At 67.0% G+C, this 25,119-nt stretch carries 26 protein-coding genes and 1 pseudogene; 13 read left to right on the forward strand and 14 right to left on the reverse strand.

The window, feature by feature from the left end:
* The first annotated feature begins 21 nt into the window (after positions 1-21).
* Entirely contained in the window at positions 22-1,116 is a 1,095-nt protein-coding gene (locus APY03_RS24470; protein ID WP_068680952.1) for a glycosyltransferase family 4 protein, read from the forward strand.
* A 143-nt stretch (positions 1,117-1,259) separates the two neighbouring features.
* Positions 1,260-2,153, forward strand: a complete 894-nt coding sequence (gene argB / locus APY03_RS24475) for an acetylglutamate kinase (RefSeq protein ID WP_068680954.1) — start codon at positions 1,260-1,262, stop codon at positions 2,151-2,153.
* A gap of 26 nt (positions 2,154-2,179) precedes the next feature.
* On the opposite strand, the gene APY03_RS24480 is transcribed toward argB, so the two are convergent.
* Entirely contained in the window at positions 2,180-2,938 is a 759-nt protein-coding gene (locus APY03_RS24480) for a hypothetical protein (protein WP_157103452.1), read from the reverse strand.
* Positions 2,939-3,377: 439 nt separating this feature from the next.
* On the opposite strand from APY03_RS24480, the gene APY03_RS40525 reads away from it, so the two are divergent.
* Positions 3,378-3,536, forward strand: a complete 159-nt coding sequence (locus tag APY03_RS40525) for a GSU2403 family nucleotidyltransferase fold protein (protein ID WP_083944546.1) — start codon at positions 3,378-3,380, stop codon at positions 3,534-3,536.
* Here the strand turns inward: APY03_RS40525 and galE are convergent.
* Positions 3,527-4,543, reverse strand: a complete 1,017-nt coding sequence (gene galE, locus APY03_RS24485; protein ID WP_068680958.1) for a UDP-glucose 4-epimerase GalE — start codon at positions 4,541-4,543, stop codon at positions 3,527-3,529. The two genes, APY03_RS40525 and galE, sit on opposite strands and share 10 nt — an antisense overlap.
* Positions 4,544-4,662: 119 nt before the next feature.
* Here galE and slmA point away from each other — a divergent pair, with 119 nt between their 5' ends.
* Both slmA and APY03_RS24495 read left to right on the forward strand, forming a co-directional pair.
* A complete protein-coding gene (gene slmA / locus APY03_RS24490; protein ID WP_068680960.1) occupies positions 4,663-5,316 on the forward strand; it encodes a nucleoid occlusion factor SlmA in 654 nt (217 codons plus the stop codon).
* Positions 5,317-5,432: 116 nt separating this feature from the next.
* Positions 5,433-6,953, forward strand: coding sequence for a catalase (locus APY03_RS24495; RefSeq protein WP_068680962.1), 1,521 nt, complete (start codon positions 5,433-5,435; stop codon positions 6,951-6,953).
* Between the two features lie 24 nt (positions 6,954-6,977).
* Here APY03_RS24495 and APY03_RS24500 read toward each other — a convergent pair whose 3' ends face one another.
* The 3 genes from APY03_RS24500 to fusA form a co-directional block, all read right to left on the reverse strand.
* Positions 6,978-7,502, reverse strand: a complete 525-nt coding sequence (locus APY03_RS24500; protein ID WP_068680964.1) for a BON domain-containing protein — start codon at positions 7,500-7,502, stop codon at positions 6,978-6,980.
* Positions 7,499-7,771 (reverse strand): hypothetical protein, encoded by a 273-nt coding sequence (locus APY03_RS24505; protein WP_068680966.1) that lies wholly within the window; start codon positions 7,769-7,771, stop codon positions 7,499-7,501. The genes APY03_RS24500 and APY03_RS24505 overlap by 4 nt, the downstream gene beginning before the upstream one ends.
* Positions 7,772-7,913: 142 nt before the next feature.
* Positions 7,914-9,974 (reverse strand): elongation factor G, encoded by a 2,061-nt coding sequence (gene fusA, locus APY03_RS24510; RefSeq protein WP_068680968.1) that lies wholly within the window; start codon positions 9,972-9,974, stop codon positions 7,914-7,916.
* A gap of 148 nt (positions 9,975-10,122) precedes the next feature.
* On the opposite strand from fusA, the gene APY03_RS24515 reads away from it, so the two are divergent.
* Entirely contained in the window at positions 10,123-10,755 is a 633-nt protein-coding gene (locus tag APY03_RS24515; protein WP_068680970.1) for a LysE family translocator, read from the forward strand.
* 51 nt (positions 10,756-10,806) lie between these two features.
* Here APY03_RS24515 and APY03_RS24520 read toward each other — a convergent pair whose 3' ends face one another.
* From APY03_RS24520 to ydiK, 3 genes and pseudogenes are all read right to left on the reverse strand, one after another.
* Entirely contained in the window at positions 10,807-11,739 is a 933-nt protein-coding gene (locus tag APY03_RS24520; RefSeq protein WP_068680972.1) for an SDR family oxidoreductase, read from the reverse strand.
* A 571-nt stretch (positions 11,740-12,310) separates the two neighbouring features.
* Positions 12,311-12,625 (reverse strand): annotated as a pseudogene (locus APY03_RS45505) (DUF6597 domain-containing transcriptional factor); the annotation flags it as partial.
* A 77-nt stretch (positions 12,626-12,702) separates the two neighbouring features.
* A complete protein-coding gene (gene ydiK / locus APY03_RS24530) occupies positions 12,703-13,779 on the reverse strand; it encodes an AI-2E family transporter YdiK (protein ID WP_068680974.1) in 1,077 nt (358 codons plus the stop codon).
* A gap of 145 nt (positions 13,780-13,924) precedes the next feature.
* On the opposite strand from ydiK, the gene APY03_RS24535 reads away from it, so the two are divergent.
* The 4 genes from APY03_RS24535 (at position 13,925) to APY03_RS24550 (ending at position 17,284) form a co-directional block, all read left to right on the forward strand.
* Complete coding sequence (locus tag APY03_RS24535) at positions 13,925-14,599, forward strand: response regulator (RefSeq protein ID WP_068680976.1); 675 nt, start codon at positions 13,925-13,927, stop codon at positions 14,597-14,599.
* The gene (locus tag APY03_RS24540; RefSeq protein WP_068680978.1) at positions 14,586-15,998 is read left to right on the forward strand and encodes a sensor histidine kinase; all 1,413 of its coding nucleotides are present in this window, start codon (positions 14,586-14,588) and stop codon (positions 15,996-15,998) included. The genes APY03_RS24535 and APY03_RS24540 overlap by 14 nt, the downstream gene beginning before the upstream one ends.
* A gap of 124 nt (positions 15,999-16,122) precedes the next feature.
* Entirely contained in the window at positions 16,123-16,842 is a 720-nt protein-coding gene (locus tag APY03_RS24545) for a TerC family protein (protein WP_068680980.1), read from the forward strand.
* Between the two features lie 10 nt (positions 16,843-16,852).
* The gene (locus APY03_RS24550; protein WP_068680982.1) at positions 16,853-17,284 is read left to right on the forward strand and encodes a universal stress protein; all 432 of its coding nucleotides are present in this window, start codon (positions 16,853-16,855) and stop codon (positions 17,282-17,284) included.
* Positions 17,285-17,311: 27 nt separating this feature from the next.
* Here the strand turns inward: APY03_RS24550 and APY03_RS24555 are convergent, their stop codons facing one another.
* From APY03_RS24555 to APY03_RS24575, 5 genes are all read right to left on the reverse strand, one after another.
* Positions 17,312-17,575, reverse strand: coding sequence for a hypothetical protein (locus APY03_RS24555; protein ID WP_068680984.1), 264 nt, complete (start codon positions 17,573-17,575; stop codon positions 17,312-17,314).
* Positions 17,576-17,883: 308 nt separating this feature from the next.
* A complete protein-coding gene (locus APY03_RS24560) occupies positions 17,884-18,627 on the reverse strand; it encodes a sulfite exporter TauE/SafE family protein (protein WP_068680986.1) in 744 nt (247 codons plus the stop codon).
* 5 nt (positions 18,628-18,632) lie between these two features.
* Complete coding sequence (locus tag APY03_RS24565; RefSeq protein ID WP_068680988.1) at positions 18,633-20,060, reverse strand: amidohydrolase family protein; 1,428 nt, start codon at positions 20,058-20,060, stop codon at positions 18,633-18,635.
* A gap of 58 nt (positions 20,061-20,118) precedes the next feature.
* Complete coding sequence (locus APY03_RS24570) at positions 20,119-21,105, reverse strand: Bug family tripartite tricarboxylate transporter substrate binding protein (RefSeq protein WP_068680990.1); 987 nt, start codon at positions 21,103-21,105, stop codon at positions 20,119-20,121.
* Between the two features lie 97 nt (positions 21,106-21,202).
* Positions 21,203-21,934 (reverse strand): Crp/Fnr family transcriptional regulator, encoded by a 732-nt coding sequence (locus tag APY03_RS24575; protein ID WP_068680992.1) that lies wholly within the window; start codon positions 21,932-21,934, stop codon positions 21,203-21,205.
* Between the two features lie 137 nt (positions 21,935-22,071).
* On the opposite strand from APY03_RS24575, the gene APY03_RS24580 reads away from it, so the two are divergent.
* A complete protein-coding gene (locus tag APY03_RS24580) occupies positions 22,072-22,551 on the forward strand; it encodes a VOC family protein (protein ID WP_068680993.1) in 480 nt (159 codons plus the stop codon).
* Between the two features lie 70 nt (positions 22,552-22,621).
* Here APY03_RS24580 and APY03_RS24585 read toward each other — a convergent pair whose 3' ends face one another.
* Positions 22,622-23,296, reverse strand: coding sequence for a GntR family transcriptional regulator (locus APY03_RS24585; RefSeq protein WP_083944547.1), 675 nt, complete (start codon positions 23,294-23,296; stop codon positions 22,622-22,624).
* A gap of 69 nt (positions 23,297-23,365) precedes the next feature.
* Between APY03_RS24585 and APY03_RS24590 the strand changes: the two genes are divergently transcribed.
* Both APY03_RS24590 and APY03_RS24595 read left to right on the forward strand, forming a co-directional pair.
* Entirely contained in the window at positions 23,366-24,169 is an 804-nt protein-coding gene (locus APY03_RS24590; protein ID WP_068680997.1) for a phosphosulfolactate synthase, read from the forward strand.
* Positions 24,170-24,189: 20 nt separating this feature from the next.
* The gene (locus APY03_RS24595; protein WP_068680999.1) at positions 24,190-25,086 is read left to right on the forward strand and encodes an amidohydrolase family protein; all 897 of its coding nucleotides are present in this window, start codon (positions 24,190-24,192) and stop codon (positions 25,084-25,086) included.
* Positions 25,087-25,119 lie beyond the last annotated feature (33 nt).

Below are 25,119 nucleotides of genomic sequence, written 5' to 3' on the forward strand. Positions count from 1 at the left end.
GGGCCTTCCCGCCTTCCACCCATGCTTACCCTGATCGTCGTCAGCTTCCTCATCTCCGCCATTGCAGTGCAGCTGTTCATGCGGCGCGCGCGCCGCCATGCGCGGCGCTACGGCACCGACATGCCGCAGCGCTTCCACAAGGGCCACGTGCCGCGGCTCGGCGGCGCCGGCATGTTCCTGGGCACCGGCATCGCCTGGCTGGTGGCGGGGCTGCCGTCCGATCCCTTCAACGTCAACTGGCCGGTCAAGGCCTCCGGCGTCGCGCTGCTGTGCATCGCCCCGGCCGTGCTCGCCGGCATCGCCGAGGACCTGACCCAGCGCGTTTCTGTGCGCTACCGGCTCGGCATCACCATCGGCTCGGCGCTGCTCCTGTGCTGGCTGCTCAAGCTCGGCGTCGCTCGCGTCGGCATTCCCGTCGTCGACGGCTGGCTCCAGGCCTGGCCCTATGCCGCAATGTTGTTCGCGGTGGTTGCCATCGGCGGGCTGCCGCATGCCTTCAACATCATCGACGGCTACAACGGCCTGGCCGGCACGGTCGCGATCCTGGTCTGCCTGGCCATCTCGCACGTGGCGCTGCAGGTGGGCGACAGGCAGCTCGCCGCCATGGTGATCTGCCTCGTCGGCGCCACGGCGGGCTTCCTGATCTGGAACTACCCGCGCGGCAAGATCTTCGCCGGCGACGGCGGCGCCTATGTCTGGGGCATGGTGATCGCCCTGGCCGCGGTCACGCTGGTGCAGCGGCACCGCGTGGTCTCGCCCTGGTTCCCGATGCTGCTGCTGATCTACCCGGTCTGGGAAACGGTGTTCTCGGTCTACCGCCGCTTCGTTCGCGGCCAGTCGCCCGGCGACCCCGATGCGCTGCACTTCCACCAGCTGATCTTCCGCCGCATCGTGCGGGTCGCCTTCGCCGACGACGAGGCGCGCCAGCTGCTGGCGCGCAACAACCGCACCTCGCCCTACCTGTGGATCTTCGCTGCCCTCACGGTGGTGCCGGCCGTGCTGTTCTGGAACAACACGCCGGTGCTGATGGCCTTCTGCGCGCTTTTCGTCGCGACCTACGTGGCGGCATATTTCATGATCGTGCGCTTCAAGGTCCCACGCTGGCTGCGCCCCTGAAGACCTGGGCTCCCCCCAGGTTGGCTCACTTCGTGTAGCCGCCCACCCCCTGCCGGGGGCAACACCAGCGGCCCGGCGCAGCCGGTTCCGCGGTGTTTCCGAATTTGCCTGCAAAATCCCGTCGTCCCTTCAGCGTGAGCACCATGACCGATCCTGTCCTCAACATCCCCCCGCGCGACAAGGCCGAGATCCTTGCCCAGGCACTGCCCTACATCCGCAAGTTCCACGGCAAGACCATCGTCATCAAGTACGGCGGCAACGCCATGACCGATCCGGCCCTGCAGGCCGACTTCGCGGAAGACGTGGTGCTGCTCAAGCTGGTCGGCATGAACCCCGTGGTGGTCCACGGCGGCGGCCCGCAGATCGAGGCTGCGCTCAACCGCCTGGGCAAGAAGGGCCACTTCATCCAGGGCATGCGCGTGACCGACGCCGAGACCATGGAGGTCGTCGAATGGGTGCTGGCCGGCGAGGTGCAGCAGGACATCGTGGGCCTCATCAACCAGGCCGGCGGCAAGGCGGTGGGCCTGACCGGGCGCGACGGTGGCCTGATCCGCGCCCAGAAGCTCAAGATGGCGGACCGCAACGACCCGAACATCGAGCACGACGTCGGCCAGGTGGGCGACATCGTCGCCATCGACCCCGGCGTGGTGAAGGCGCTGCAGGACGACGCCTTCATCCCCGTGGTAAGCCCCATCGGCTTCGGCGAGGAGAACGAGAGCTACAACATCAACGCCGACGTGGTGGCCGGCAAGCTGGCCACCGTGCTGAAGGCCGAGAAGCTCATGCTGCTGACCAACACGCCCGGCGTGCTCGACAAGGACGGGAAGCTGCTGACCAACCTCAGTGCCCGTGAGATCGACGACCTGTTCGCCGACGGCACCATTTCCGGCGGCATGCTGCCGAAGATCGAAGGCGCGCTGGACGCGGCCAAGAGCGGCGTCAACGCGGTCCACATCATCGACGGGCGGGTGCCGCATGCGATGCTGCTGGAGATCCTCACGGACCAGGCCTACGGGACCATGATCCGGGCCAGGTAAGGAGATCCGGCGCGAGGAGAAGGCGCTTAAAGTTCCTCGGGCGCCGCTCTCACCTTCAGTCGCGAGAACGAGTCCGGCTGCGAACCCACGATACGTGCCAGCTCGTGCTTCATCGCCTCGGGCATCGAATCGGCCTGCACCGATGCATTGGTGGTGACGCAGATCGAATTCGGAAAGGTGATTGGCGCCAGGTCCGAGTAGCTGCCGTTCATGGCGAGATCCATCCTGTAGGCACGGTAAGCCTTGTCTGCCTCCCGAACCGACTTGTCCAGGTCGATCAGCGAGTAAACCATCTGCCTGGAATCCCAAGACTCGCCGGCCTGATCCATTTCCTTCTGGATGGCCGAGAGGGCGCCCTCGGTGATCGCTTCAAGGTGTCCGTCGTGGTACTTGTCCGCGTAGGCACGCACCCGCTCCATGACGGGGTGGCTCTGCAAGTCATTTCCATCCAGGACCATGGCCCAGTTCCTCCCTTCCACCTTGAAGGTACCAATCACCACGACGGCATGGTGCCCGGCATACTGCGTTCCTCCCTGGTCGGATGGGAGCATTCGTGCGAGGCTCAGCACACAGGGGCCATGCTGTTCCACCAGGTCGACGATGTCGTCGACGGTCGGGTTGTGTCGGTACTCCCGATCCAGTTCTGGAGCCTTGGTCACGCCGAACGTCTGTTGCAGTCGCTGGAGCAAAGTCCGGCCGGTATCGCTGCTGCCCGAAATCTCGACGTGGCCTCGGCTGTGCAGATCGTGCAGGATGTTCTCCTGCATAGCCTCCGAATTGCTCACGCACTCTCCCGGGCGCTGGAGCTGGTAGTTGCGCACAAGTGTCGCTGCCCAGGGGCTGCGCTGGAGGAGCCTGAGCACGGACCAGCTCACGTACTGCCGGGTCTGTTGCCCCGGGGCCTGTGGGTTGAACGCGTCGATGCGGAATGCCGGCGCCCGAGGCCGAGCGGATTTGCTCAACGTGTGCATGGTTGTGTCTCCTTGGGTCTGGGTGAAATTCCAGTCCCTCTGTGGCAGGCCGGCGAACTTGGTTCCGTGCGGTGGGTTGCGCGTTGTGGATGTGCGCATAAGTGATTGTCATGAAAGGGTTTTCAGGGTAATTCGCAAAACTGGAATTACCGATGAAAACCGACCCGCATTTCACCGAACTCACTGCTGGCCAACTGCGCCAGTACATTGACGCGGAGGCAGTGTTCAGCGCACTGGAGCAAGCCAGGCGCGCATGAACACCGTCGACCCGCGTGCCTTCGTTCGCGTCAAGCGCTGGCTCGCGGCGCGCAAGGACCGCGATCCGCTCAAGCGAAGAAAAGACCGCTTGCAGGCGGACGTCGTCGACTCGCTGATCAAGAACTACCTGCCCCAGCTCGACGTTCAGGCATAACCCGTCGGATTCCCCTGCTGCCAGCGCCAGCTGTCCGCGCACATCTGGTCCAGCCCCCGTCGCGCACGCCAGCCCAGCAGCGACTCGGCGAGCGCAGGATCGCCCCAGTAGGCCGGCACATCGCCCGGCCGCCTCGGCCCGATTTCGTAGGCGATGGTCTTGCCGCTGGCCCGCTCGAAAGCCTTTACCACCTCGAGCACCGAGGCGCCCTGGCCCGTGCCCAGGTTCAGCGTCACCAGGCCCGGCTGCTTCTCGGCATGGCGCAGCGCCGCCACGTGCCCCTCGGCCAGGTCCATCACATGCACGTAGTCGCGCACGCCGGTGCCGTCCGGCGTCGGGTAGTCGCCGCCGTGCACCGAGAGCTTGTCGCGCAGCCCCACCGCCACCTGGCTCACGAAGGGCATCAGGTTGTTCGGCTTGCCCTGGGGGTGCTCGCCGATCAGGCCGCTTTCGTGCGCACCCACCGGGTTGAAGTAGCGCAGCAGCGCGATGCGCCACGCCGGGTGCGCGCGATGCAGGTCGCGCAGCGCGTCTTCCACCATCAGCTTCGATCGGCCGTAGGGGTTGGCGGGCCGCAGCGCCGCGCTCTCCGGGATAGGCGAGCTGTCCGGGTCGCCGTACACCGTTGCCGAGGAGGAGAAGATCAGCGTGCGCACGCCCGCGGCCTGCATCGCCTCGACCAGCACGAAGCTGCCGTGCACATTGTTCTGGTAGTAGGTGATCGGGTCGGCCACCGAGTCGCCCACCGCCTTGAGGCCGGCGAAATGGATCACGCCGCCGATCGTCTCCTCGCGCAACAGCCGGTCGAGCAGCGCGCGGTCGCGCACGTCGCCCTCGACGAAGCGCGGCGCGGTGCCGATGATCCGGGCCAGCCGGTCGAGCACGCGCACGTCGCTGTTGCCGAGGTTGTCCAGGATCAGCGGCGCATAGCCTGCCGCCGCCAGCGCCACGCAGGTGTGGCTGCCGATGAAGCCGGCCCCGCCGGTCACCAGAATCGTTGGGCTCATCGTTCTCTTTCGCCGGTGTCGTTGAAATCCGTTGATTCTGCGCGACGTACAGTGGATGCCCGGTTGGCACGCGCTCACCTCGCTGTGCGAGAATCAATTTTTTACATTTGCACGCGCCCATGCAGAACGAAGAGACAAGCGCCCCCGGTGCCCCGCTGAGTTCCGTGAGTCCAGAGCCGGTGGCTGCACCGGTACGCAAACGTCCCAAGCCGGGCGAACGGCGCGTGCAGATCCTCCAGGCCCTCGCCGCCATGCTGGAGCAGCCGGGCGCCGAGCGGGTGACGACCGCGGCGCTCGCCGCCCGGCTCGAGGTGAGCGAAGCCGCGCTGTACCGGCACTTCGCGAGCAAGGCGCAGATGTTCGAGGGCCTGATCGACTTCATCGAGCAGAGCGTGTTCACGCTGATCAACCAGATCACCGAGCGCTCCGCCCCGGGCCAGGAGCAGGCCGCGCGCATCGTCGCGATGCTGGTCCAGTTCGCCGAGAAGAACCCGGGCATGACGCGCGTGATGGTGGGTGATGCGCTGGTCTACGAGAACGAACGCCTGCAGAACCGCATGAACCAGTTCTTCGACAAGATCGAGGCCACGCTGCGCCAGGCCCTGCGCGGCGCCGCGGCCGCCGAGGGCTCGGCCACGCCCAGCGTCGATGCGCAGGTGCGTGCCTCCGCGCTCACCGCCTTCGTGGTGGGGCGCCTGCAGCGCTTCGCGCGCTCGGGCTTCCGGCGCCAGCCCTCGGAGCATCTCGACGCTGCGGTCGCGCTGATGCTCTGAAGCGGGCGCTACCCCCAACGAGATAGCTGCCTATCGGCAAGATAGGGGGATGTCATGCCCGGTTCGCGGGTTCGTGGCCAGAATGCAAGCTCCTGACCACGAACGAGGAAAGCCCCATGACCGATCCCCGCAAGCTCACCACCGAGAGCGGTGCCCCCGTCGAGAACAACCAGCACTCGCAGACCGCCGGGCCCACCGGGCCGGTGCTGATGCAGGACCACCACCTGATCGAGAAGCTCGCCCGCTTCGACCGCGAGCGCATTCCCGAGCGCGTGGTGCACGCCCGCGGCTCCGGCGCCTACGGCGTCTTCGAGGTCACGGCCGATGTCACGAAATGGACCAAGGCCCGCTTTCTCTCCCAGCCCGGCAAGAAGACCGAGGTGCTGGCCCGCTTCTCCTCGGTGGCACCCGAATCCGGCGGCGCCGACACCCAGCGCGACCCGCGCGGCTTCGCGCTCAAGTTCTACACCGAAGAGGGCAACTACGACCTGGTCGGCAACAACACGCCCATCTTCTTCATTCGCGATCCGTTGAAGTTCCCCGACTTCATCCACACGCAGAAGCGCGACCCCTACAGCCACGTGCAGGAACCCGACAACGTCTGGGACTTCTTCTCCCATTCGCCGGAGATGACGCACCAGTTCACCTGGCTGTTCGGCGACCGCGGCCTGCCCCGGAGCTTCCGCCACATGGACGGTTTCGGCTCGCACACCTTCCAGTGGGTCAATGCCAAGGGCGAGGGCTTCTGGGTCAAGTACCACTTCAAGACGAACCAGGGCATCGAGTGCCTGACGGCGGAGGAGGGCATGCGCCTGGCCGGCGAGCAGCCCAGCTACCACCACCTGGACCTGCTGCATTCCATCGAGCGCGGCGAGCTCCCGGGCTGGCGCGTGCAGGTCCAGATCATGCCCATGGCCGAGGCGCATCGCTATCGCTTCAATCCCTTCGACCTGACCAAGGTCTGGTCGCACAAGGACTATCCGAAGATCGACATCGGCACCCTCACGCTGAACCGCAATCCCGACAACTACTTCGCCGAGATCGAGCAGGCAGCCTTCAATCCGGCCAACTTCGTGCCGGGCATCGGTCCCTCGCCCGACAAGATGCTGCAGGGCCGGCTGTTCAGCTACGGCGACACCCAGCGCTACCGCCTGGGCATCAACCACACGCAGTTGCCGGTGAACTGCCCGCACGCCACGCGTGCCGCCAACTACGGCCGCGACGGCGCGATGCGCTACGACAACGCCGGCCGCAGTCCCAACTACGAGCCCAACAGCTTCGGCGATGCACCCAAGCAGAGCGACGAGCCGGTCTACGCGCCGCTCGAAGTGCAGGGCTGGACCGGCAGCCATGCGTGGACCCGGCATCCCGAGGACACCGACTTCGTGCAGGCCGGCGACCTCTACCGCCTGATGGACGAGGCTGCCAAGGGTCGCCTGGTGGCCAACATCGCCGGCAGCCTGGGGCAGGTGACGCGCCAGGACATCATCGAGCGCGCGATCGGGCATTTCCGCCAGGCCGATGCCGACTACGGCGAACGCGTGCAGAACGCCGTGCGGGCTGTGCGGGCGCGCATCAAGGGCGAGGAAGTGGCGCTGCAGACCGGCAAGCCGGCCCAGGTGACGGCCGGCGCGTGAGGGGCCGGTTGGAAGGCTTCCCGCTCAGTTCACCGCCGTCACGGTGATCCGGTTGTCGACCTTGTCGACGCCGTTCACGGTGCGCGCGATCTGCTCGGCGCGCGACTTCGCCTCGGCGCTCGGCGCCGAGCCGCTCAGCCGCACGGTGCCCGCGTTCGAGGCGACATCGATCTGCCGCGGACCGAGCTCCGGATCGCGCGCAATCGCGGCCGAGACCGATGCGGTGATGGCCGTGTCGTTGGTCGACGAGCTCAGCGCACTGCCGGCGTTCTTCAGCGCCTGCTTGGCCGCATCGACGTCCTCCTTCACGTCCGGCGACTTGAAGTAGTTCACCGTGTTGTCGCGCGCCTTCTCCGCCAGGTCCGCGGCCTTGCGCGCGGCGGAGAGCGTTGCGTCCTGCGTCTTCTCGACGGCGGCATCGACGTTCTCGCGGCTCTGGGCCGCATCCCGATCGCTGCAACCCGCCAACGCCGCCATCGCGGCACACGCCAGCAGCACGGCGCCATGCCGCCACAGCGGGCGAAGCTGCCGCTCGTGCTTCGAGGTCATCGGGGTTCTCCTCGCCGCGGCCCTCCGCCGCCGCGGAACTGCTCCAGCATGCCCGCCAGGCGCGCCACACCGCCTGTGCCGCTGGCCGCGCGGCCGATGAAGGCGCCCGCTGCGGCACCGATCAGCGTGCGGCCGATCAGCGAGCGGCTGCGCCCGGTCGCCATCAGCAGCAGCACGCCGGTGGCCAGCACGATCAGGTGTTCGCCCGGCAGGTCGGGCCGGCGTGCGTCCGCTTCCTTCAGCGAAGCGAGCCAGGTTTTCAGTTCCATGAGAGGACTCCTCGTTCAGCGCCTTCTTCATAGACGCGGCGCCGCATCGCGGGTGTAGGCCGGGTTCGACGATGGAAGGGGGAATCGCGCCGCCGTCCGCCGGCGCAAGTTTCTGGGCGCAGGCCGGCCGGCGAGCGCCGCCTCAGTCGGTGTCGCGCACCTTGTGCTGCGACATCAGCTGCTGCTGCGTCGAGGGCGGCACCGGCTCGTAGTGCGACAGCTCGATGGTGTAGCGCCCCTGGCCGCTGGTCATGGCATTGAGCCGCGACTGGTACCCCGAAAGCTCCGACATCGGCACCTGGCCGCGCACCAGCACCGTCCCCGCCGCTGCGTTGGCGGTGCCGCTGACCAGCCCGCGCCGCGACGACAGGTCGCCGGTGATGTCGCCGATCGCGCCGTCCGGCGCCGCGATATCGATCTTCACCACGGGCTCCAGCACGATCGGCCGCGCCTCCTGGATCGCCGCAATGAAAGCCTTGCGGCCCGCCGTCGCGAAGGCGATGTCCTTGCTGTCCACGGTGTGGCTCTTGCCGTCGTACACCGTCACGCGCACGTCCACCACCGGGTAGCCGGCGATCGCGCCGTGCTCCAGCACCTCGCGCACGCCCTTCTCGACGGCCGGGATGAACTGGTAGGGAATGGCTCCGCCCTTGACCTCGTCCTTGAACTCGAAGCCCGCGCCGCGCGCCAGCGGCTCCACGCGCAGGAACACCTCGCCGAACTGGCCGGCCCCGCCGGTCTGCTTCTTGTGGCGGTGGTGGCCCTCGGCCGGCGCCGTCACCGTCTCGCGGTAGGCGATGCGCGGCGGCCGCGTATTGACCTCGAAGCGGTACACCTCGCGCAGCCGCTCCAGCAGCACGCGCAGGTGCAGTTCGCCCAGCCCGTAGACGATCGTCTCGTTGGTGACCGCCACGTGCTCCACGCGCAGGCAGGGGTCCTCGTCCACCAGCTTGCCCAGGATCTCCCACAGCCGCTGCTCGTCGCCGTGCCGCTGGGGCTCGATCGCCAGGCCGTGCACGGGAATGGGGAAGTCCAGCGGCGCCAGGTGCACATGGTCATCCTCGGCCGCATCGTGCAGCACCGCGTCGAAGTGGGTGTCCTCCACCTTCGCCACCGCCACGATGTCGCCCGGGAGCGCGCGCGCCACCTCGGTGTACTCCTTGCCCTGCAGCATGAACAGGTGGTTCACCTTGAAAGGCTTGCGGCCGTTGCCGACGAAGAGCTGGCTGTCGCGCGTGACGGTGCCCTGGTGCACGCGGAAGATGCCCATCTTGCCCACGTACGGATCGACCGTGACCTTGAACACATGCGCCAGCACGTGCAGCGACGGGTCGGGCTTCGCCTCCATCGGCCGCGCCTCCTCGCCCTCGCCGACCAGGAAGGCCGGCGGATTGGCCTCGGTGGGGTCGGGCAGCAGCTTGACGATCACGTCCAGCAGCTCGCCCAGCCCGGCGCCGTTGCGCGCCGAGACGAAGCACACCGGGATCAGGTGCCCTTCGCGCAGCGCCTGCTCCAGCGGCGCATGCAGTTCACGGGGGTCGACGTCGCCCTGCTCGAGGTAGCGATCGACGAAAGCCGCATCCACCTCCACCACCTGCTCGACCAGCGCGCGGTGCGCCGTTTCCACGTCGCCCATCGTGCAGCCGCCCTCGCGGTTGTAGAAGCAGTCGAGCACCCGGGTGCCGCCGTCGTCGGGCAGGTTCACCGGCAGGCACTCGCGGCCGAACGCGGCCTGGATCTGCGCCAGCAGGCCCGGCATGTCCAGCCCCTGCGAATCGATCTTGTTGACGATCACCATGCGCGCCAGCTTGCGCCCGGCGGCATGCTCCATCATGCGGACCGCCATCGGCTCGATGCCGATCGCCGCGTTGATCACCACCGCCGCCGTCTCCACCGCCTCCAGCGCCGGCAGGCTCTGGCCCAGGAAGTCGGCGCCGCCGGGCGTGTCGAGCAAGTGGATGCGCGTGCCTGCATGCGCGAGATGCATCACCGAGGAATTGAGCGAGTGCTGCATGCGCCGTTCGAGCGGGTCGAAGTCGCTCACGGTGCTGCCGCGCTCCACGCTACCCGGCGCGCCGATGGCGCCGGACTTGAGCAACAGGGCCTCGGCCAGCGTGGTCTTGCCGGAGGCAGGCGCCCCGACGAGTGCCAGGGTTCGCACCGCTTCCATTTCGGCCGCGAGGCCGTTCGATCGGCTTGGCATGGACATTCTCCTTGCGTGCTCCGCCCGGTGGGCAGTTCAGGGTACGGGATTGCCCAGCGCGGCGCAAGGCGGACGAACCTGAGCGGCCGGCTCGCGACGCCGGCGGGCCGAGGTCTATCATGCTCGCCCGACCGGAGGACTCGCCAGCATGCACACCCCGACCTTGCTCGTCTTCGCCCTCGTGGCGCTCATCGCCATCGCCACACCCGGGCCCACCGTGCTGCTGGCGCTGGCCAATGGTTCGCGCTTCGGGGTGCGCCGCGCGCTGCCCGGCATGCTCGGCGCCGTCGCCTCCGACTTCGTGCTCGTGGGCGCCGTGGCGCTCGGCCTCGGTGCATTGCTGGCGGCTTCGGAGTTCTGGTTCTCGGTGCTCAAGTGGGTGGGCGCGGCCTACCTGGCCTGGCTGGGCATCCGCCTGCTGCGTTCGCAGGGCAGCCTGGATCTTTCGCAGCAGGACCCGGCAAGCAGCGGGGGCAGCCCGCGCGCCATCTTCGCCAAGTCCTTTCTGGTGGCGGTGACCAATCCCAAGGGCTATCTCTTCTGCTCGGCGCTGATGCCGCAGTTCATCGACCCCAGTGCACCGCAATGGCCGCAATATGCCGCCATCAGCCTGGTGTTCGCGGGCCTGGACTTCTCGGTGATGCTGGCCTACGCGGTGATCGGCGCGCGTGCCGTCAAGCTCTTTCGCCGGCGCGCCGTGCTGTGGCTGGACCGCTGCTGCGGCGGTGCCCTGCTGGCGCTGGCGGGCTCGCTCGCCTTCTACCGCCGCAGCGCGAGCTGAGCCGCATGGCTTCTTCCCAGGCAGGCGGCAGAGGGCCTGGGTGAGGGTGGCTCAGCCTTCGTCGAGTTCAAACGCCGGCACCCGCCGCCCATCGACATCCGTGAACCCATACTCGCGCGCGAGATCCGCGACACGGTACACGCCGCCGCTCTTGTCCAGCACGCCGGCATCCCGCGCCAGCGCCACCACCGCCCGCCCCAGATAGCGCGTCGATTCCGTGCGTGCGAGTGCAGGCCGCTCCTGCCAATGTGCCTCGTCGGTCTTGTGCCCGGTCAGGACGAACTCCGTGCGCATCCATCCGGGCGACACCGCCAGGGAAGCCACGCCGTGCGGCCGCAATTCCTGCGCCATTGCGAAGGCCAGGCGCGTCATCGAGGACTTGGCCAGGTCGTAGAACAGATTGCCCCGCAGGTAGCGATCGCGATCCCAGAAGGTGGTCGTCACGATCAGCCCGCGCTTGCGGCGAACCATCATCGGCGCCGCGAAGCGGCTGGCCAGCAGGTGGTTTCGCACGCCGCGGTCGAGCATCGAGTCCCAGTTGGAAAGCGGATGCTCCCAGAACGGCGCCTCGAACACGCCGTTGAAGGTCTCGTGCCCGCCCCAGGCGTTGTTCACCAGCAGGTCGATGCGGCCGGCCTCGCGCTCGACGCGCGCGAACAGCGCCGCGACTTCCTCCTCGCGCGCGTGGTCGCAGCGCACCGCGATGCCGCGACCGCCCATTCGCGTGACTTCCTCTGCCGTTTCGTCGATGCTGCCGGGGAGGGCGTCGAGGCCCGACAGGCCCAGCAGCTGGCCATAGGTGCCGGCCGGCTGCTCGCGTGTGCTGCGCCCCGTCACGTACACGGTGGCGCCGGCTGCGCCCAGCTCCTGCGCGATCCCGCGCCCAGCGCCGCGGCTGGCGCCGGTGACCACGGCCACGCAATCCTGCAGACTTGACTGTTGCTGTTGCTGTTGCTGTTGCTGTTGCTGTTGCTGCTGCTGCATCCGCTGTTCCTTTCTTCGCTTCCTTGCGAGCCAGGAAACGATAGGGAGTCTTCAATCCGCTGTCTTGGAAGAACCCGAAACGGTGCGTCCCAGGAACTCGGTCGGCGTCAGCCCGCAGAGAGCTCGGAATTCGTTGGCCAAGTGCGACTGGTCGTAGTAGCCATGGTCGACCGCCATCCCGGCCCAGTCCGCGCAGGCAGCCGTGCAGCCGCGCCAGCCTGCCCCAGGCGCGCGGCGACAGGCCCACTTGGACGTGGAACAGCTGCTGCAGACGCCGTTCCCCGACGCCGACCGCCTGCGCCACTTCGTGCAGCGGAAGTTGTCCGCCCGAGGCGGCGATGAGCCGCGCTGCATGGGTGGCCGCTCGCTGCGACGCGGCTGCGCCGTCGGCCTCGCGCACCCGGCGCTGCAAAGCGGCATGCAGTATTGCCATGCGTGCGGCGGTGTCCGGCGCGTGAGCCATGCGCTCCAGCAGCCGGGTCCCTTCGCCGCCCCACAGCGTGTCCAGGTGCACGGCCGTCCCCGCCAGCTCGCCGGCCGGCAGCCCCAGCAGGCCGGCCGCTGCGCCGGGACGCAACGTGATCGACACGCCGTCGATCTGCCCGCGCAGGCGCACCAGTGCCGGCGCGGTCGAGGCGCCGACCACGACCGCGGAAGGACTGCAGACGTCGCCGAAATCGAAGATCAACCGAACTGCCCCATCGGGCAGCACGCGTTCGAGCACTTCGTGTCCCGCCGCCACACGCTCTCTGCACAGCAGGATGTGCGAGACATGCCCCTCCAGCGCCCCGCTTACCGGAAGGGCCCGCAGCGTGCCCGCGGGCGCATCCGCCTCCGGCCCTTGCACCGGGTCATCGTGGAGGCGGAGGAAGAGTCGTTCGCTCATGGGATGAAGTGCCGCTCGAATGCTACTTTCTACCCCGTGCGCGGCCGAGGTGCCAAGCCCTCGACGCCCCCGCTCACCTAATGCTGCGCGGCATCGTCCGCCAGCGGTTCGCCGTCGCGCAGCCAGGCGTCGATCAGCGTGTACGACACCGCCAGCATCACCGGCCCCACGAAAATGCCGACCAGCCCGAAGCCCAGCAGCCCGCCGATAACGCCAGCGAAGATCAGCACCAGCGGGAGGTCCGCGCCTCGGCGGATCAGGATCGGGCGCAGGAAGTTGTCCATCGTGCCGACGATCACCGTCCACACCAGCAGGAAGATGCCCCAGCCCGTCGACCCGCTCCAGAAGACCCAGATCACCGCCGGCGCCAGCACCAGCGTCGGGCCGACCTGCACGATGCACAGCATGAACATCACCGCCGTGAGCAGCGCCGCGAAGGGCACCCCCGCGATCGCCAGGCCGACGCCACCCATCACCGCCTGCACGAAGGCCGTGACCCCGACGCCCAGCGCCACGCCGCGGATCGCCTTGCCCGCCAGCACCACCGCATCTTCCCCGCGCTGGCCGCCGAGCTTGAAGCCGAAGCGCCGCACCACATCCGCCGCCGACTCGCCGCCCGCATACATCATCCCGGCGATCACCACCGTGAGCAGGAACTGCAGCGTCAGCGCCCCCACCACGCCCGCCTGTGCGAGCAGCCACGAGGTGACCTGCCGGATGTAGGGCGTGACCTTGTCCTCCAGGCCCGTCACGCCGGCGGCCACCAGTTCGTTCCAGGCCTGCGTCAGCCGCGTCCCGATCAGCGGCAGGCGCTCCACCCAGCCGGGCAGGGCGGGAGGGCCCTGGCTGATCAGCAGCCGGACCCACGCGACCACTTCCTCCGCGTTGGAGACGATGGTCGAGATCGCCAGCGTGAGCGGCAGCACGAACAGCAGCAGCAGGATCACCACCATCACCAGCACCGCGAGGCTGCGGCGCTTCCACAGGCGCGCCTGGATCCAGAGAAACGCGGGCCAGGTGGCGACGACGACCATGGCGGCCCAGATGGTGGCGCCCAGGAAGGGTCTCAGGATCCAGAGCGAGGAGCCGATGAGCAAGGCCAGCGTGAGGACGCTGAAGGTGGTTCTGGCAAGGTCGGGGCGGGGGGCGGACATGGGTGCAGGGGCAGGGGTGGCAACCCGGAGTGTGCGCGAAGTGCGCCGCCCGTGGCATGCGCCCGGCGCCCCCTTCCGCAGAGGCCGGTGGGCGCAAGAGGCTTGCGGTTAGCATCGCCGGCAGGGACACGCAGTCAGGAATTAAATGCGGATATTGCTCGTCGAGGATGACCGGGTGCTGGCGGATGCGCTCTCGCGGGCGCTGGTGCAGTCTGCCCATGCCGTCGACGTCGTCTCCACCGGGGAGGAGGCCGACCATGCCCTCGCCCCGGGCACCTACGACCTGGCCATCCTGGACATCGGCCTGCCGGGGCTGAGCGGGCTGGATGTGCTGAAGCGCCTCCGGGGCCGCAAGTCCACCATGCCCGTGCTGATGCTCACCGCCTTCGACACGCTCGCGGACCGTGTGCGCGGCCTCGACCTGGGCGCCGACGACTACCTGGCCAAGCCCTTCGACCTGCCGGAGCTCGAGGCGCGCGTGCGGGCGCTGCTGCGCCGCAGTACCCAGTCCACCCCCGACCTCGAACACGGTTTGCTGCGCTTCGACACCGTGGGCCGCCGCGTCTTCCACGACAAGCGGCCATTGGAGCTGTCGCCGCGCGAGCTCGCCTTGCTCGAACTGCTGCTCATGCGCGCTGGGCGTGTCGTGAGCAAGGAGCACATGGTCAACCACCTCTACGGCTGGGGCGAGGAGGTGGGCGACAACGCGATCGAGGTCAACGTCTACAGGCTTCGAAAGAAGCTGGAGCCGCTCGGTTGCGAGATCCGGACCGTGCGCGGCATGGGCTACCTGATCGACAGCAGCGATGTGGAGGCCTGAGCCCCGGCTGCAGCGCAAGCTGCTGGCCTGGCTGCTCGGGCCCCTCGCCGTGCTGCTGGTGCTCGATACCGCCGTTGCCTACTGGAACTCGCTGCGCTTCTCCAACCTCGCCTACGACCGCGCGCTGCACGAGATCGGACGCGAGATCGCGCTGCATGTGAAGCTCGACGGAACGCGGCCCCGGCTCGAACTCTCGGAGGCCGCGGCCAACATCCTCTTGCTCGATCAGGAAGACCAGCTTTTCTACCGCGTCCTCGGCGAAGACGGTGCCGATCTGGGCGGCGATGCGCAGTTGCCGCCGCGGCGAATCGAGAAAACCGCCGGGCCGGACTTCTACGGCGACGAGGTGCGCGGCGAGCCGGTGCGGATGATGGTGGCCTGGATGCCCATCGGTGCGGACGCCGGGCCACCTCGGGTCCTGGTGCAGGTGGCCGAAACGCTCAACAAGCGCGCGCGCTTCACCTGGGAAATGGTCGCCAACGTGGTGCTGCCGCAGCTGCTGTTGATCGTCATGGCGACAGCGGTGGTCTGGTTCGGGGTTTCGCGCGGGCTCGAGCCGCTGCAGCGCCTGCGCCGTGCCGTATCGGACCGCTCGCACCTGGACCTGAGCCCGATCGACACGCACGACGTTCCGGGAGAGGTGCGCCCGCTGGTGGACGACGTCAACGAGTTGATGGCACGCCTCGGGCGCACCTTCGACTTCCAGAATCGCTTCGTCGCGGACGCCGCGCACCAGTTGAAGACGCCGGTCAGCGGCCTGAAGGCGCAGATCGAGCTGGCCTTGCGGGAGAGCGATCCGCAGCGCGTGCGCCACTCGCTCGCGCAGCTCTACATCAGCGCCGACCGGCTGTCGAGGCTGGTGCGCCAGCTGCTTTCGCTGGCCCGCAACGAACCCGGCGCGCTCGACTCCATGCAACTGCAGCCGCTCGACCTCAATGCCCATGCCCTGGAGGTGAGCATGGACTGGGTGCCGCAGGCCATCAGGCGGAACATCGACCTGGGCTTCGAAGGTGCCGACCACCCGCTGATGATCGATGCCGACCGCGACCGCCTGCGCGAGCTGGTCAACAACCTGATCGACAACGCGATCCGCTACAGCCAGCCGGGCGGCCGGGTGACCGTGCAGGCCGGCCAGGCCGGAAACGACCAGTGCCGCCTGGCCATCAGCGACGATGGCCCGCGAATTCCCGTCCAGGAGCGTGCCCGCATCTTCGAACGCTTCCATCGGCTCCTCGGGACGCAGGAAGATGGCAGCGGTCTCGGCCTCGCCATCGTCAGCGAGATCGCCACGATGCACGGCGCGCGCATCACGCTGGAGGAAGACGCCGATGGCGTGGGCAACACCTTCAGCGTCTTCTTCCCGCTGCGCGATTCCGATCGGCACGCAAGCGCCTTGTAAGCTTGCTGACAGCTCGCGGACAACCAACTGTCAGCGCGCCGGCAGAAAGGTGACAGGACAGGTCTCTACGCTCGGGCGAGGCGGAACCGCTGTGGTTCCGGACCCCGTCCACCAAGGAGACACCGTGTCGTTTTTGTCGAGTCCCGAATTCTGGATCGCCCTGTCGCAGATCATCCTGATCAACATCGTCCTGAGCGGCGACAACGCGGTCGTCATCGCGATGGCCTCCCGCTCGCTGCCGCCTGCGCAGCAAAAGAAGGCCATCCTGTTCGGGAGCGTCGGCGCCATCGTGCTGCGCGTCGTCCTGACCTTCTTTGCCGTCTATCTGCTGACCCTGCCGTACCTCAAGCTGGTCGGCGCAGCGCTGCTGGTCTGGATCGGCATCGGCTTGCTCCGCGAGGAGGAAGAGGAGACGAGCCTCGAAGGCCACGCCGGCCTGGGCGCGGCCATCAAGACCATCGTGCTGGCCGACCTCGTCATGAGCCTGGACAACGTCGTCGGCGTCGCCGCTGCGGCCAAGGGCAATGTCCCCCTGCTGGTCTTCGGCCTCGTGATCAGCATTCCCCTGATCATCTTCGGCAGCACCCTGATCCTGAAGCTGATGGACCGCTTCCCGGTCATCATCGTCCTCGGCGCCGCGCTGCTCGGTTGGGTCGCCGGGGAAATGGCGATGTCGGATCCTTCCATCGTTGGCTGGGCTGCCAACCAGCATGCGCTGCACACGGTGGTCCCCGCGCTCGGCGCCATGTTCGTGGTGGCGATCGGCAAGTGGCTGAACAGCCGGCGCGCAACGCGCGGCGAGGAACCGCGACCCGCCAAGGCGTCAAAGCGGCCCGCGGTCTGAAGGTGCCCGCATGACGCGCATCCTGGTCCCCATCGAACCAGAGGAGCCGGCGCGGACGCGCTCGGCCATCGAGCAGGTCGTGCGCATGCGCCGAAGCGACCGGGTGACCGTTCGCCTGCTGCGGGTGCAGCCCAAGGTCTCGGGCCACGTGGCGATGCTCTTCAGTGCACGCGAACTGCTCGAGCTGCAGCTGGAGGCAGGCGCCGAGGACCTGCAGTACGCGCAGCGCCTGCTCGACCTGGCCGGGGTGCCCTACGCCAGCACCGTGCTGGTGGGGCGCACTGCAGAAACCATCGCCATGGCCGCACGCGACTACGGCTGCGACCGCATCGTCTTCGGCCGCGACGAACCCGGCCTGGCGGGAAGGATCTTCGGCTCGCTGGCGCAGCAGGTTCGACAGCACTTGGGGGCGAGCGGGGATCCGCAGGTCATCGGCTCGTGAGGGCGTCGCGGCGCGATTGTCTACGCCTCAAAAGCTCGGGGCGTCGTCGTCCGGCGGCTTGGAAGCGAGTGCCTTCAGCTCCTTCGCGAAGATCTCGCCGATATAGGCGTCGAGACGCGTTTCCACCACCCCCGCATCCGTTGCCCGGCTCTGAGCGGATTCGACGCTCTCGCCATCGGCCCGGGTCGCGGCCTGCGCCGACTCGAGCGGTTGCCTGCTCTGTTGACATGCGGCAGTGCCGAATGCCAAGCCCACGATCACTGCAGCCTCGAGCACCTTGAGGAAGTTCATGACTGCTCCTGTGATGACAGGACCGGAATGCGTTGGCTGAGGCCGGCGGTCCTGCGGACCGACCGCATCGCATCGAAAAAGGCGGGCGCCGGCCCGCGGGTCATTCGAGTAGGACGCCGAACGGGGGATGTCTCTGCACCGCTGGGGTCGAACGCAGATTACGCCTGCCATGGGGCGGTTCAAATACGACTTAAGGCATACACGAGCAGGCGAGACGAACCCCAGTCTGGCGGGAAGAATCTTCGGCCCAGCAGGTGCGCCGGCACCTGGGGCGAGCGGGATGCCCAGGCCATCGGCGCCTGAAGACGCTATGTCGCCAGCGCCCGCAGGATCAATGCGGCAATCATGATCATGAGGAAGCACCGCAGGAGGTCGCGGAAGCGCGTTTCGGAGAAATGGTTGGCCCATCCGTTGCCAACGTAGTAGGCCGCGCCGCTGACGGCGGTGCCCAGCGCCAGGGCAGCCAGGCTGACGCGCGGGACGTTCGTCATGCAGATCAGGCCAACCTGTATGGTCTTCGACAGGGCAAAGCAGAGATTCAGCACCACCAGTTGTTCCAGGCGATTGAGCCGCGCCAGCGCGCCATAGAGCAATGCAAACGGCGCACCGACGTTCAGCGCGGATTCGGTCATTCCAGCCAATCCACCGAACACAGCCCCTGCGCTCTCCGGAGAGGCGATCTCGGGGGGCTGCCACCGCGCAAGGGCCCAGGAGGTGAGCACGCTCGTCGCCAGGAGCGCCGCAAGCAGAAGCAGCAAGACGCGCTCAGGCAGGCCCGTTTGCAGGGACGCACCCAGCGAGGCGCCGATGCCGATGGCTGGCAGCAGGCTTGCCGGAATCCTGCTGATGCGCAGTTGGCGACGGTTGACCACCAACCAGGACGAGGCCATCAGGAGCGAGGGAAGCGCCACCATCAGCACGGCCGCACGGTAGTCCAGGAACAGCGCCAGCAGCGGCGTGGCCATCATGGCAAAGCCAAGACCGAACAGCCCGTGCGCGAAGCCTGCTGCCGCCAGTATGGCCACGGTGGCCAGGACCGACCACTCGGGCATTGACGCTAGTCCACGATGTTCGAGCGCACCCGTCGGGCTGCTTCGTTGAGCCGCGCCACGGCTGCCGGCATGTCGACCGCGAGCACACGACCGTTCTCGACAATCGTGCGGCCGGCGACGATGACGCGGTCCACATCGTCGCCGGTGGCGCAAAGCACTAGAAACTTGAAAGGGTCGTAGCTGGGCGCCGCCTTGAAGGTGTCCGCACGCACCAGGACGAGATCTGCCTTGCAGCCCGCCGCGAGCCGACCGAGGTCTGGACGCCCCAGCGCGTCGGCCCCGCCAGCCGTGGCCATGGTAAAGACATCGGCCGAAGAGGCGCCGTCCACCGAGTGCTCGACGATGCGGCACACGGTGGCTGCCATGCGCATGTCGTTGAACATGTCGAAGGGATAGGTATCGGTGCCAAGCGATTGCCGAATCCCCAGTTGCCGATACTTGCGGATGGAATTGATGACGCCGCCGCGCCGGGCCTTCACCCATGGCAAATGCACCACGGTGGTCCGCGAGTCGCGCAGCGCAGCCACCTCGGAGGGCTTCAGCGACGCCATGTCGCCATCGCGGGTCATGATCTGGCCATGGCCGATCAGGCAGTCCGGCCCCAGCAGCCCCGTGTCGAGCATGTACTCGACCGTGCTCATGCCGTATTCCGATTGGATCCGCTCATACTCGTTGGGAGACTGTCCGGCGTGGACCTGAACAGGCAGCTTGTGCGCGTTCGCGACCCGGCGGGTCTCCCGCAGCATCTCCGGGTCGCAGGTGTCGATCTGCCCGGGAGCCAGCATGGTACGCAGCCGTCCCTCGTACCTGCTGTCCCAGCCAATGCAGTAATCGACGCAATCGCGGAAGCGGCGGCGCCCTTCATCGGAGTACTTCTCGTACCACACCTTGCCTCCCGGCGCGTGTCCATAGTGCATCGCCCTGTACCGAGGACCCGAATAGCAGCGTAGCCCCGTGGCCATGGCCACCTGCGCGACCCGTTCGGTGATCGAGATGTCGCCGTCACCACCCACCTCATAGTCGTAGCCGAGTTCCACGACGGTCGTGGAGCCGGTTCGTGCAAGCTCGGCAAATGCGCATTCGGCGGCAATCACCTGGGCTTCGGGATCGATCGCGTGCCGCACCGCCGGTAGCGTCTTGTAGAGGGCCCCGTAGTTCGTTTCCCTCGCCTGGCTACTCAGGTTGCTGGCCTCCTCGAGATAGCCCTTCGTGTAGAGCGTATCCGTCACGTGCAGATGCGTGTTCACGAAGCCGGGCATCACGATGCGACCGCTGGCGTCGATTCGGGTGTCTCCATCCCCGGGCGGGGGAACGTCAACGCCGACCGCGACGATCGAATCACCTTCGATGACTACGACAACACCGCGCTCCATGACCCGGTGGGCGCCGTCTTGCCAGGCGATGACTGTTCCGTTTTCGATGTATGTCTTCATGGTGTTTCCGATCGGACGGCGCTGCGGCCGGAAGTCGTGCGTGGGGAGGGCGTCGCCGTTACTCCGGCTTGATGCCTGCGGCCTTGATGGCCTCGCCCCATTTGCGGTGCTCCGCCGCCAGGAAGCGCCCGAATTCGTCCGGTGTGCTGGGAAACGGCTCCAGGTAGTTGGCCTTGAGCTTCTCGGCGATGTCGGGTGAGCGCAAGACCTTCATGAACTCGGCGTTGAGGCGTGCAACCACGGCCGACGGCGTCTTGGCCGGGACCAACAGCCCGGCCCAGCCGTAGGATTCAATGCCGCTGATCCCGAAATCCGCGAGCGTCGGTACGTCCGGGATGGTCGAATCCCGCTGCGTTCCCAGTACGACCAGCGGCGTCACCTTGTGCTTGGGATCGCGGACGAACGACATGAAGTTCGCGGGATTCGTTGCCCCGTACTGGATATTGCCGCCAAGCAGGCTGTTGATCATCGGTGCCGTGCCCGTGTAGGTCACGTGCTGCATGGCGAGCCCGGTGCGGCCCTTGAGCATTTCGACGGCCAGGTTGGATAGTGAACCGGGACCCGGTGACCCGTAGTTCAGCGAGGCCGAGTCGGTGCTGGCGAGCAACTGCTTGAGATCCTTGAAAGGCGCGCTCGGCCCGGCAACGATGACATTGGACCAGCGCACCAATGTGCCCACGGGCGAGAAATCATCCCGCTTCCAGCGCATGCCGTTGAAGACGAACTCGTTGGTGACGATGTTGGGCACTTGGACAAGCACCGTGTAGCCGTCCGGAGCGGCTCGCGATACGTATTCGGTGCCGATGTTGGTGGAAGCGCCGCCACGGTTTTCAACGACCACCGGTTGCTTGAGGGCGTCGGCCAGCCTGGGCTGGAATAGCCGCGCGACGAAGTCGGTGGCGCTGCCAGGTGGGTAGGGCACGATCAGTGTGATCGGGCGAGACGGGAAATCCTGTGCCTGGGACAGAGGCGAGGCGAGGCAGGCGAGTCCAGCGAAGAACGCTGCGGCCCATGCGGAAGCGGCCCGAAACCGGGTGGGGAACATGGCAATCTCCTGGTGTCACCCGGCCATCGAGGCCGGTTCGAGATGGAGTGTGCTCAGCCTGGCTCTTCCTCACCAGCAACTAATTGCCTGCTGCCGCTCATTGCACGGCACTCAACGCAATTGGATCCAGCACGCGATAGCCGCCGTCCGGCGAGCGCGCAATGAGGCCCTCGTCCTGGAAACGGGCCAGGGTCAGCGACACCCATTGGCGGGTCGAACCGATCATGCCGGCAAGCTCGCCGTGGCTCAGTCCACGCACGGTCCCGTTCTCGCGTTCCGCGAGCATCGCGAGCAGCCTTGCCAGCCGGACTCGCATCGAGTGCGTGGCCAGCAACTGCAGGAGTGCGCAATAGCACTGCATCTTGTGAACCAGGGCGTCGATCAGTCCCAGCGCCAGATCGGCATACCGGCTGCTAAGCTCGCGCAGTTCGGGGCCGGGCAACTCCAGGCACTGGGTCTGCGCCACCGCAACCGAGGTCCAGGCGTGCTGGCCCCCGCCGAATATCTGTGGGGCGCCGACGTAGTGGCCCTGGGTCCAGTAGCCCAGGGTGAGTTCGCGGCCATCCTCAGAGACGTAGTAGGACTTCACCACCCCGGCTTCGATGAGGTAGATGCCGTCGTGCGTGCCGCCTTGCCGGAATAGAAGGTCGCCAACGCGATAGTCGCGCCGGCGCCCGAGCGCCAGGACGGCTGCCAGCGTGGCCGGCTGGAGGCGCGCCAGCAAGTCGGGCGCGACGCAGGCCGTGCCCGAGGCAGGGGACAGCAGTGTGGTCTGCTGCAGCGGGAGCACGGGGTTCACCCGGCAGTCACGGGTCGAGGCACGGATCATCACTTTCCTTGCGACGGGGCGTGGCGGTTGATGCGGATTACCGGGGCAAACTTACCACCAGCGCAACGCGCGGGCCGTCGCCTTGCGCGGCCCGCGCGTGCCGCGAGAATGTGCGCTCAACTCTTCAGGAGACGCGAATGACCAGCAAGAACACGGTCTGTCTGTGGTACGACGGCACGGCCCTCGACGCCGCAACCTTCTACGCCGAAACCTTCCCGGACAGCGCAGTAGGCGCCATCATCCGCGCACCGGGCAACTATCCCGACGGCAAGCAGGGCGAGATCCTGGTGGTCGAGTTCACCGTTGCCGGCATCCCCTGCATCGGGCTGAACGGCGGCCCGCACTTCAAGCACAGCGAGGCATTCTCCTTCCAGATCGCGACCGACGATCAGGCCGAGACCGACCGCTTGTGGAACGCAATCGTCGGCAATGGCGGCCAGGAGAGCGAATGCGGCTGGTGCAAGGACCGGTGGGGGCTGTCATGGCAGATCACCCCGCGCGTCCTCACCGAGGCGCTGGTCAACCCCGATCGCGCAGCGTCCAAGCGCGCCTTCGACGCGATGATGACGATGCGCAAGATCGATGTGGCTGCGATAGAGGCGGCGCTGCGGGGCTGAGGCCTGCCAGCCAGTCGACGGGGCGTGTTCGACGGCATGGCTCGCACCGGTCCGGACCAGCACTTTCTCTCTACAGGAAGGGTGCAACGTTAGTCATGACGCTTTCCCGCGCACGCCTCACGTGGTTCAGGACGGCGTTCTTCACCAAGGCGGCATCGCGGCTCTTAAGCGCCTCGAGAATCTCCTCGTTTTCTTCCAGGCTTTCCTGCACCCGCCCTGGCCGCGACTGGATCTGCATGGACCCAAGCCAGCGTACCCGGTCGTTGATCGTCAACAGGATCTGCGACAGCAGCGTGTTTCGACTGGCGCTGGCGAGCGCCAAGCGAAAGTCGCTGTTGAACGCCCGAGTCTTCGCCAACTGGCCGCGCTGCAGCTCGCGCCGTGCCGACTTGAGAAAGCCCGCCAGTTTCTCGATTCCGGCCTCGTCCAGGAAGGTCATGGCCTCGACCGCTGCTGAAACCTCCAGGATCTCGCGCAGATTGAAAAGATCGTTGATCTCTTTCTGGGTCATGGCTCGGACGACGTAGCCCCAGCCGGAGTCGTGCCGCACTAAGCCTTCTTGCTGCAAGCGCCCGAGGGCCTCGCGCACCGGCGTGCGGCTCAGGCCCAGGCGTGCAGCGATCTCCTGCGCCCTCAAAGACTCGCCGGCCCTGTAGTCGAGATTGATCACCGCCTCCTTGATCGAGGAGTAAGCCCTGTCTTGCGCGGTAGGGGGCAAGCTGCTAGATTTCGTTGGTGCATTCATATTGCATTCAATTTGAATTCACTGTGAGTGCGAATTTGCCACATCCTACAACCGCCAAAGGACGACGCCATGGAAAACCAGATGAGCTTCCTCGAACTACCCTCTCGCCCCAAGCCGCGTCGCGGCGGCGAAACCGGCCTTTACGACATGTTCATGCCCCTGGCGGAGCAGGCCGCGCTGCTGGAAACCGCATCGGAGTGCATCGACTATGCCAAGCTCATTCACATCGGGCTCGCCTTCGGTGGCGCCCTTCCGAGCGGCTGGCTGCAGGAAAAGCTCGGCATGTACCGCGCCAAGGGCATCAAGACCTTCCCCGGCGGCGTGCCTTACCAGGTAGCGCTGGTGCAGGGCAAGGTGCCGCAGTTCATGAAGTGGGTCCGCGACTCGGGATTCGACGGCGTCGAAATAGCCGAGGACGCGATGAGCTACCGCGCATCGACGGACCAGGAACGCGACGACCACATCAAGATGGCGCTCGACCTCGGATTGTTCGTGGATACCGAACTCGGCAAGAAGAATCCCGAGGCTCCCCTCGACCTCGCCGAGGCCTACGACACGATGATGCGGGACCTGGGCATGGGAGTCGCCCACGTGGTCCTCGAACGCTCCGAACTCGACCACTACAAAGGGGCGGGCAAGGATCCCTCCCCGGTGGTGGACCTCGTCCGGCGTGTCGGCCTGGAGAAGGTGCTGATCGAACCGGGCCCCTTTGGCTGGCCCGACTACCACGATTGGACTTTCAAGACCTTCGGTCCGGAAGTCAACGTCGGCAACATCTATCCGCATGAACTGCTGTACGTGGAGCTGTCGCGGCGCGGCCTTTCGCGCTTCGGCTACTGGTACTTCGACAAGTTCGAACACATGGCCCGATAGGCCGGATCCGGAGAATCGCAATGGAAAGCTTTCTGCCCGCATCCCGCACTGTCAAGACGCCGAGGGTTGCCTCGCCGCGAGGTGCGTGTGACTGCCATTTCCATGTCTTCCCGGCAGAAGGCCGCGACAACCTGGCACCGGATCGTGGCTTCACCCCCGCCATCGCTGCTCTGGACGACTGGTTGGCCTGCGCAGGGACGCTCGGCCTCGAGCGTGGCGTGCTGGTCCAGCCCAGTCCCTACGGCACCGACAATCGCGTTCTGCTGGAGGCCGTGGCGCGCGCGCCCGACCGCTTGCGAGCCGTGGTCGCACTTGCGCCGCAGACATCCGTCGAGCAACTGCATGCGTTGAATCGCGCGGGAGCGCGTGGCGTGCGCGTGAATCACTACCTTCACCAGGGCCGGCTTCGCTATGCGGGTGGGACGACCCTGGAGAGTGTGCGGCCGTTGTTGCCAGCCTTGCTGGAGATCGGCTGGCACGTAGAACTTTGGATCGACGTCGCCTCCGACCTGCCCAACGTGATGGCGCAACTTTGCGACTGGCCACCGGTGCCGTTGGTGTTCGACCACATGGGTTGTCCCAAGTCTGCCGAGGACGTCGATTCGCCCGGTTTTCAGCAGATGCTGGCGCTGGTTGCCTCTGGACAGGCATGGGTCAAGCTTTCGGGAGCCGACCGGATATACCCCAATCCGATCGAGTACCCCTGTGCGCGCCCTGTCTTCGATGCGCTGCTGGCGACACGCACCGATCGTCTGGTCTGGGGCACCAACTGGCCTCATCCCCACCTGCAAGCGCATATGCCCGACGACGGCGACCTGCTCGACCTGTTCAACAGTTGGGTCCCTGATGCGAATGCACGCCAAGCCATTCTTGCCGCCAATCCCGCGCGGCTCTACGACTTCGCGGCGCCGGACTGACCCTTCGGCGACCTCGCCTCACCCAGGCAACAT

Source organism: Variovorax sp. WDL1 (genome assembly GCF_001541225.1).
Classification (GTDB): Bacteria; Pseudomonadota; Gammaproteobacteria; order Burkholderiales; family Burkholderiaceae_C; genus Variovorax.

Coding starts and splice junctions, on each gene's coding strand:
- APY03_RS24500 (WP_068680964.1), bottom strand. CDS start 7,502: ATGACCTCGAAGCACGAGCGGCAGCTTCGCCCGCTGTGGCGGCATGGC.
- fusA (WP_068680968.1), bottom strand. CDS start 9,974: ATGCCAAGCCGATCGAACGGCCTCGCGGCCGAAATGGAAGCGGTGCGA.
- APY03_RS24520 (WP_068680972.1), bottom strand. CDS start 11,739: ATGCAGCAGCAGCAACAGCAACAGCAACAGCAACAGCAACAGCAACAG.
- slmA (WP_068680960.1), top strand. CDS start 4,663: ATGCAGAACGAAGAGACAAGCGCCCCCGGTGCCCCGCTGAGTTCCGTG.
- APY03_RS24560 (WP_068680986.1), bottom strand. CDS start 18,627: ATGCCCGAGTGGTCGGTCCTGGCCACCGTGGCCATACTGGCGGCAGCA.
- APY03_RS24590 (WP_068680997.1), top strand. CDS start 23,366: ATGGAAAACCAGATGAGCTTCCTCGAACTACCCTCTCGCCCCAAGCCG.
- APY03_RS24505 (WP_068680966.1), bottom strand. CDS start 7,771: ATGGAACTGAAAACCTGGCTCGCTTCGCTGAAGGAAGCGGACGCACGC.
- galE (WP_068680958.1), bottom strand. CDS start 4,543: ATGAGCCCAACGATTCTGGTGACCGGCGGGGCCGGCTTCATCGGCAGC.
- APY03_RS24575 (WP_068680992.1), bottom strand. CDS start 21,934: ATGATCCGTGCCTCGACCCGTGACTGCCGGGTGAACCCCGTGCTCCCG.
- APY03_RS24550 (WP_068680982.1), top strand. CDS start 16,853: ATGACGCGCATCCTGGTCCCCATCGAACCAGAGGAGCCGGCGCGGACG.
- APY03_RS24595 (WP_068680999.1), top strand. CDS start 24,190: ATGGAAAGCTTTCTGCCCGCATCCCGCACTGTCAAGACGCCGAGGGTT.
- APY03_RS40525 (WP_083944546.1), top strand. CDS start 3,378: ATGAACACCGTCGACCCGCGTGCCTTCGTTCGCGTCAAGCGCTGGCTC.
- APY03_RS24495 (WP_068680962.1), top strand. CDS start 5,433: ATGACCGATCCCCGCAAGCTCACCACCGAGAGCGGTGCCCCCGTCGAG.
- APY03_RS24565 (WP_068680988.1), bottom strand. CDS start 20,060: ATGAAGACATACATCGAAAACGGAACAGTCATCGCCTGGCAAGACGGC.
- APY03_RS24570 (WP_068680990.1), bottom strand. CDS start 21,105: ATGTTCCCCACCCGGTTTCGGGCCGCTTCCGCATGGGCCGCAGCGTTC.
- APY03_RS24585 (WP_083944547.1), bottom strand. CDS start 23,296: ATGAATGCACCAACGAAATCTAGCAGCTTGCCCCCTACCGCGCAAGAC.
- APY03_RS24515 (WP_068680970.1), top strand. CDS start 10,123: ATGCACACCCCGACCTTGCTCGTCTTCGCCCTCGTGGCGCTCATCGCC.
- APY03_RS24580 (WP_068680993.1), top strand. CDS start 22,072: ATGACCAGCAAGAACACGGTCTGTCTGTGGTACGACGGCACGGCCCTC.
- argB (WP_068680954.1), top strand. CDS start 1,260: ATGACCGATCCTGTCCTCAACATCCCCCCGCGCGACAAGGCCGAGATC.
- APY03_RS24535 (WP_068680976.1), top strand. CDS start 13,925: ATGCGGATATTGCTCGTCGAGGATGACCGGGTGCTGGCGGATGCGCTC.
- APY03_RS24470 (WP_068680952.1), top strand. CDS start 22: ATGCTTACCCTGATCGTCGTCAGCTTCCTCATCTCCGCCATTGCAGTG.
- ydiK (WP_068680974.1), bottom strand. CDS start 13,779: ATGTCCGCCCCCCGCCCCGACCTTGCCAGAACCACCTTCAGCGTCCTC.
- APY03_RS24540 (WP_068680978.1), top strand. CDS start 14,586: ATGTGGAGGCCTGAGCCCCGGCTGCAGCGCAAGCTGCTGGCCTGGCTG.
- APY03_RS24555 (WP_068680984.1), bottom strand. CDS start 17,575: ATGAACTTCCTCAAGGTGCTCGAGGCTGCAGTGATCGTGGGCTTGGCA.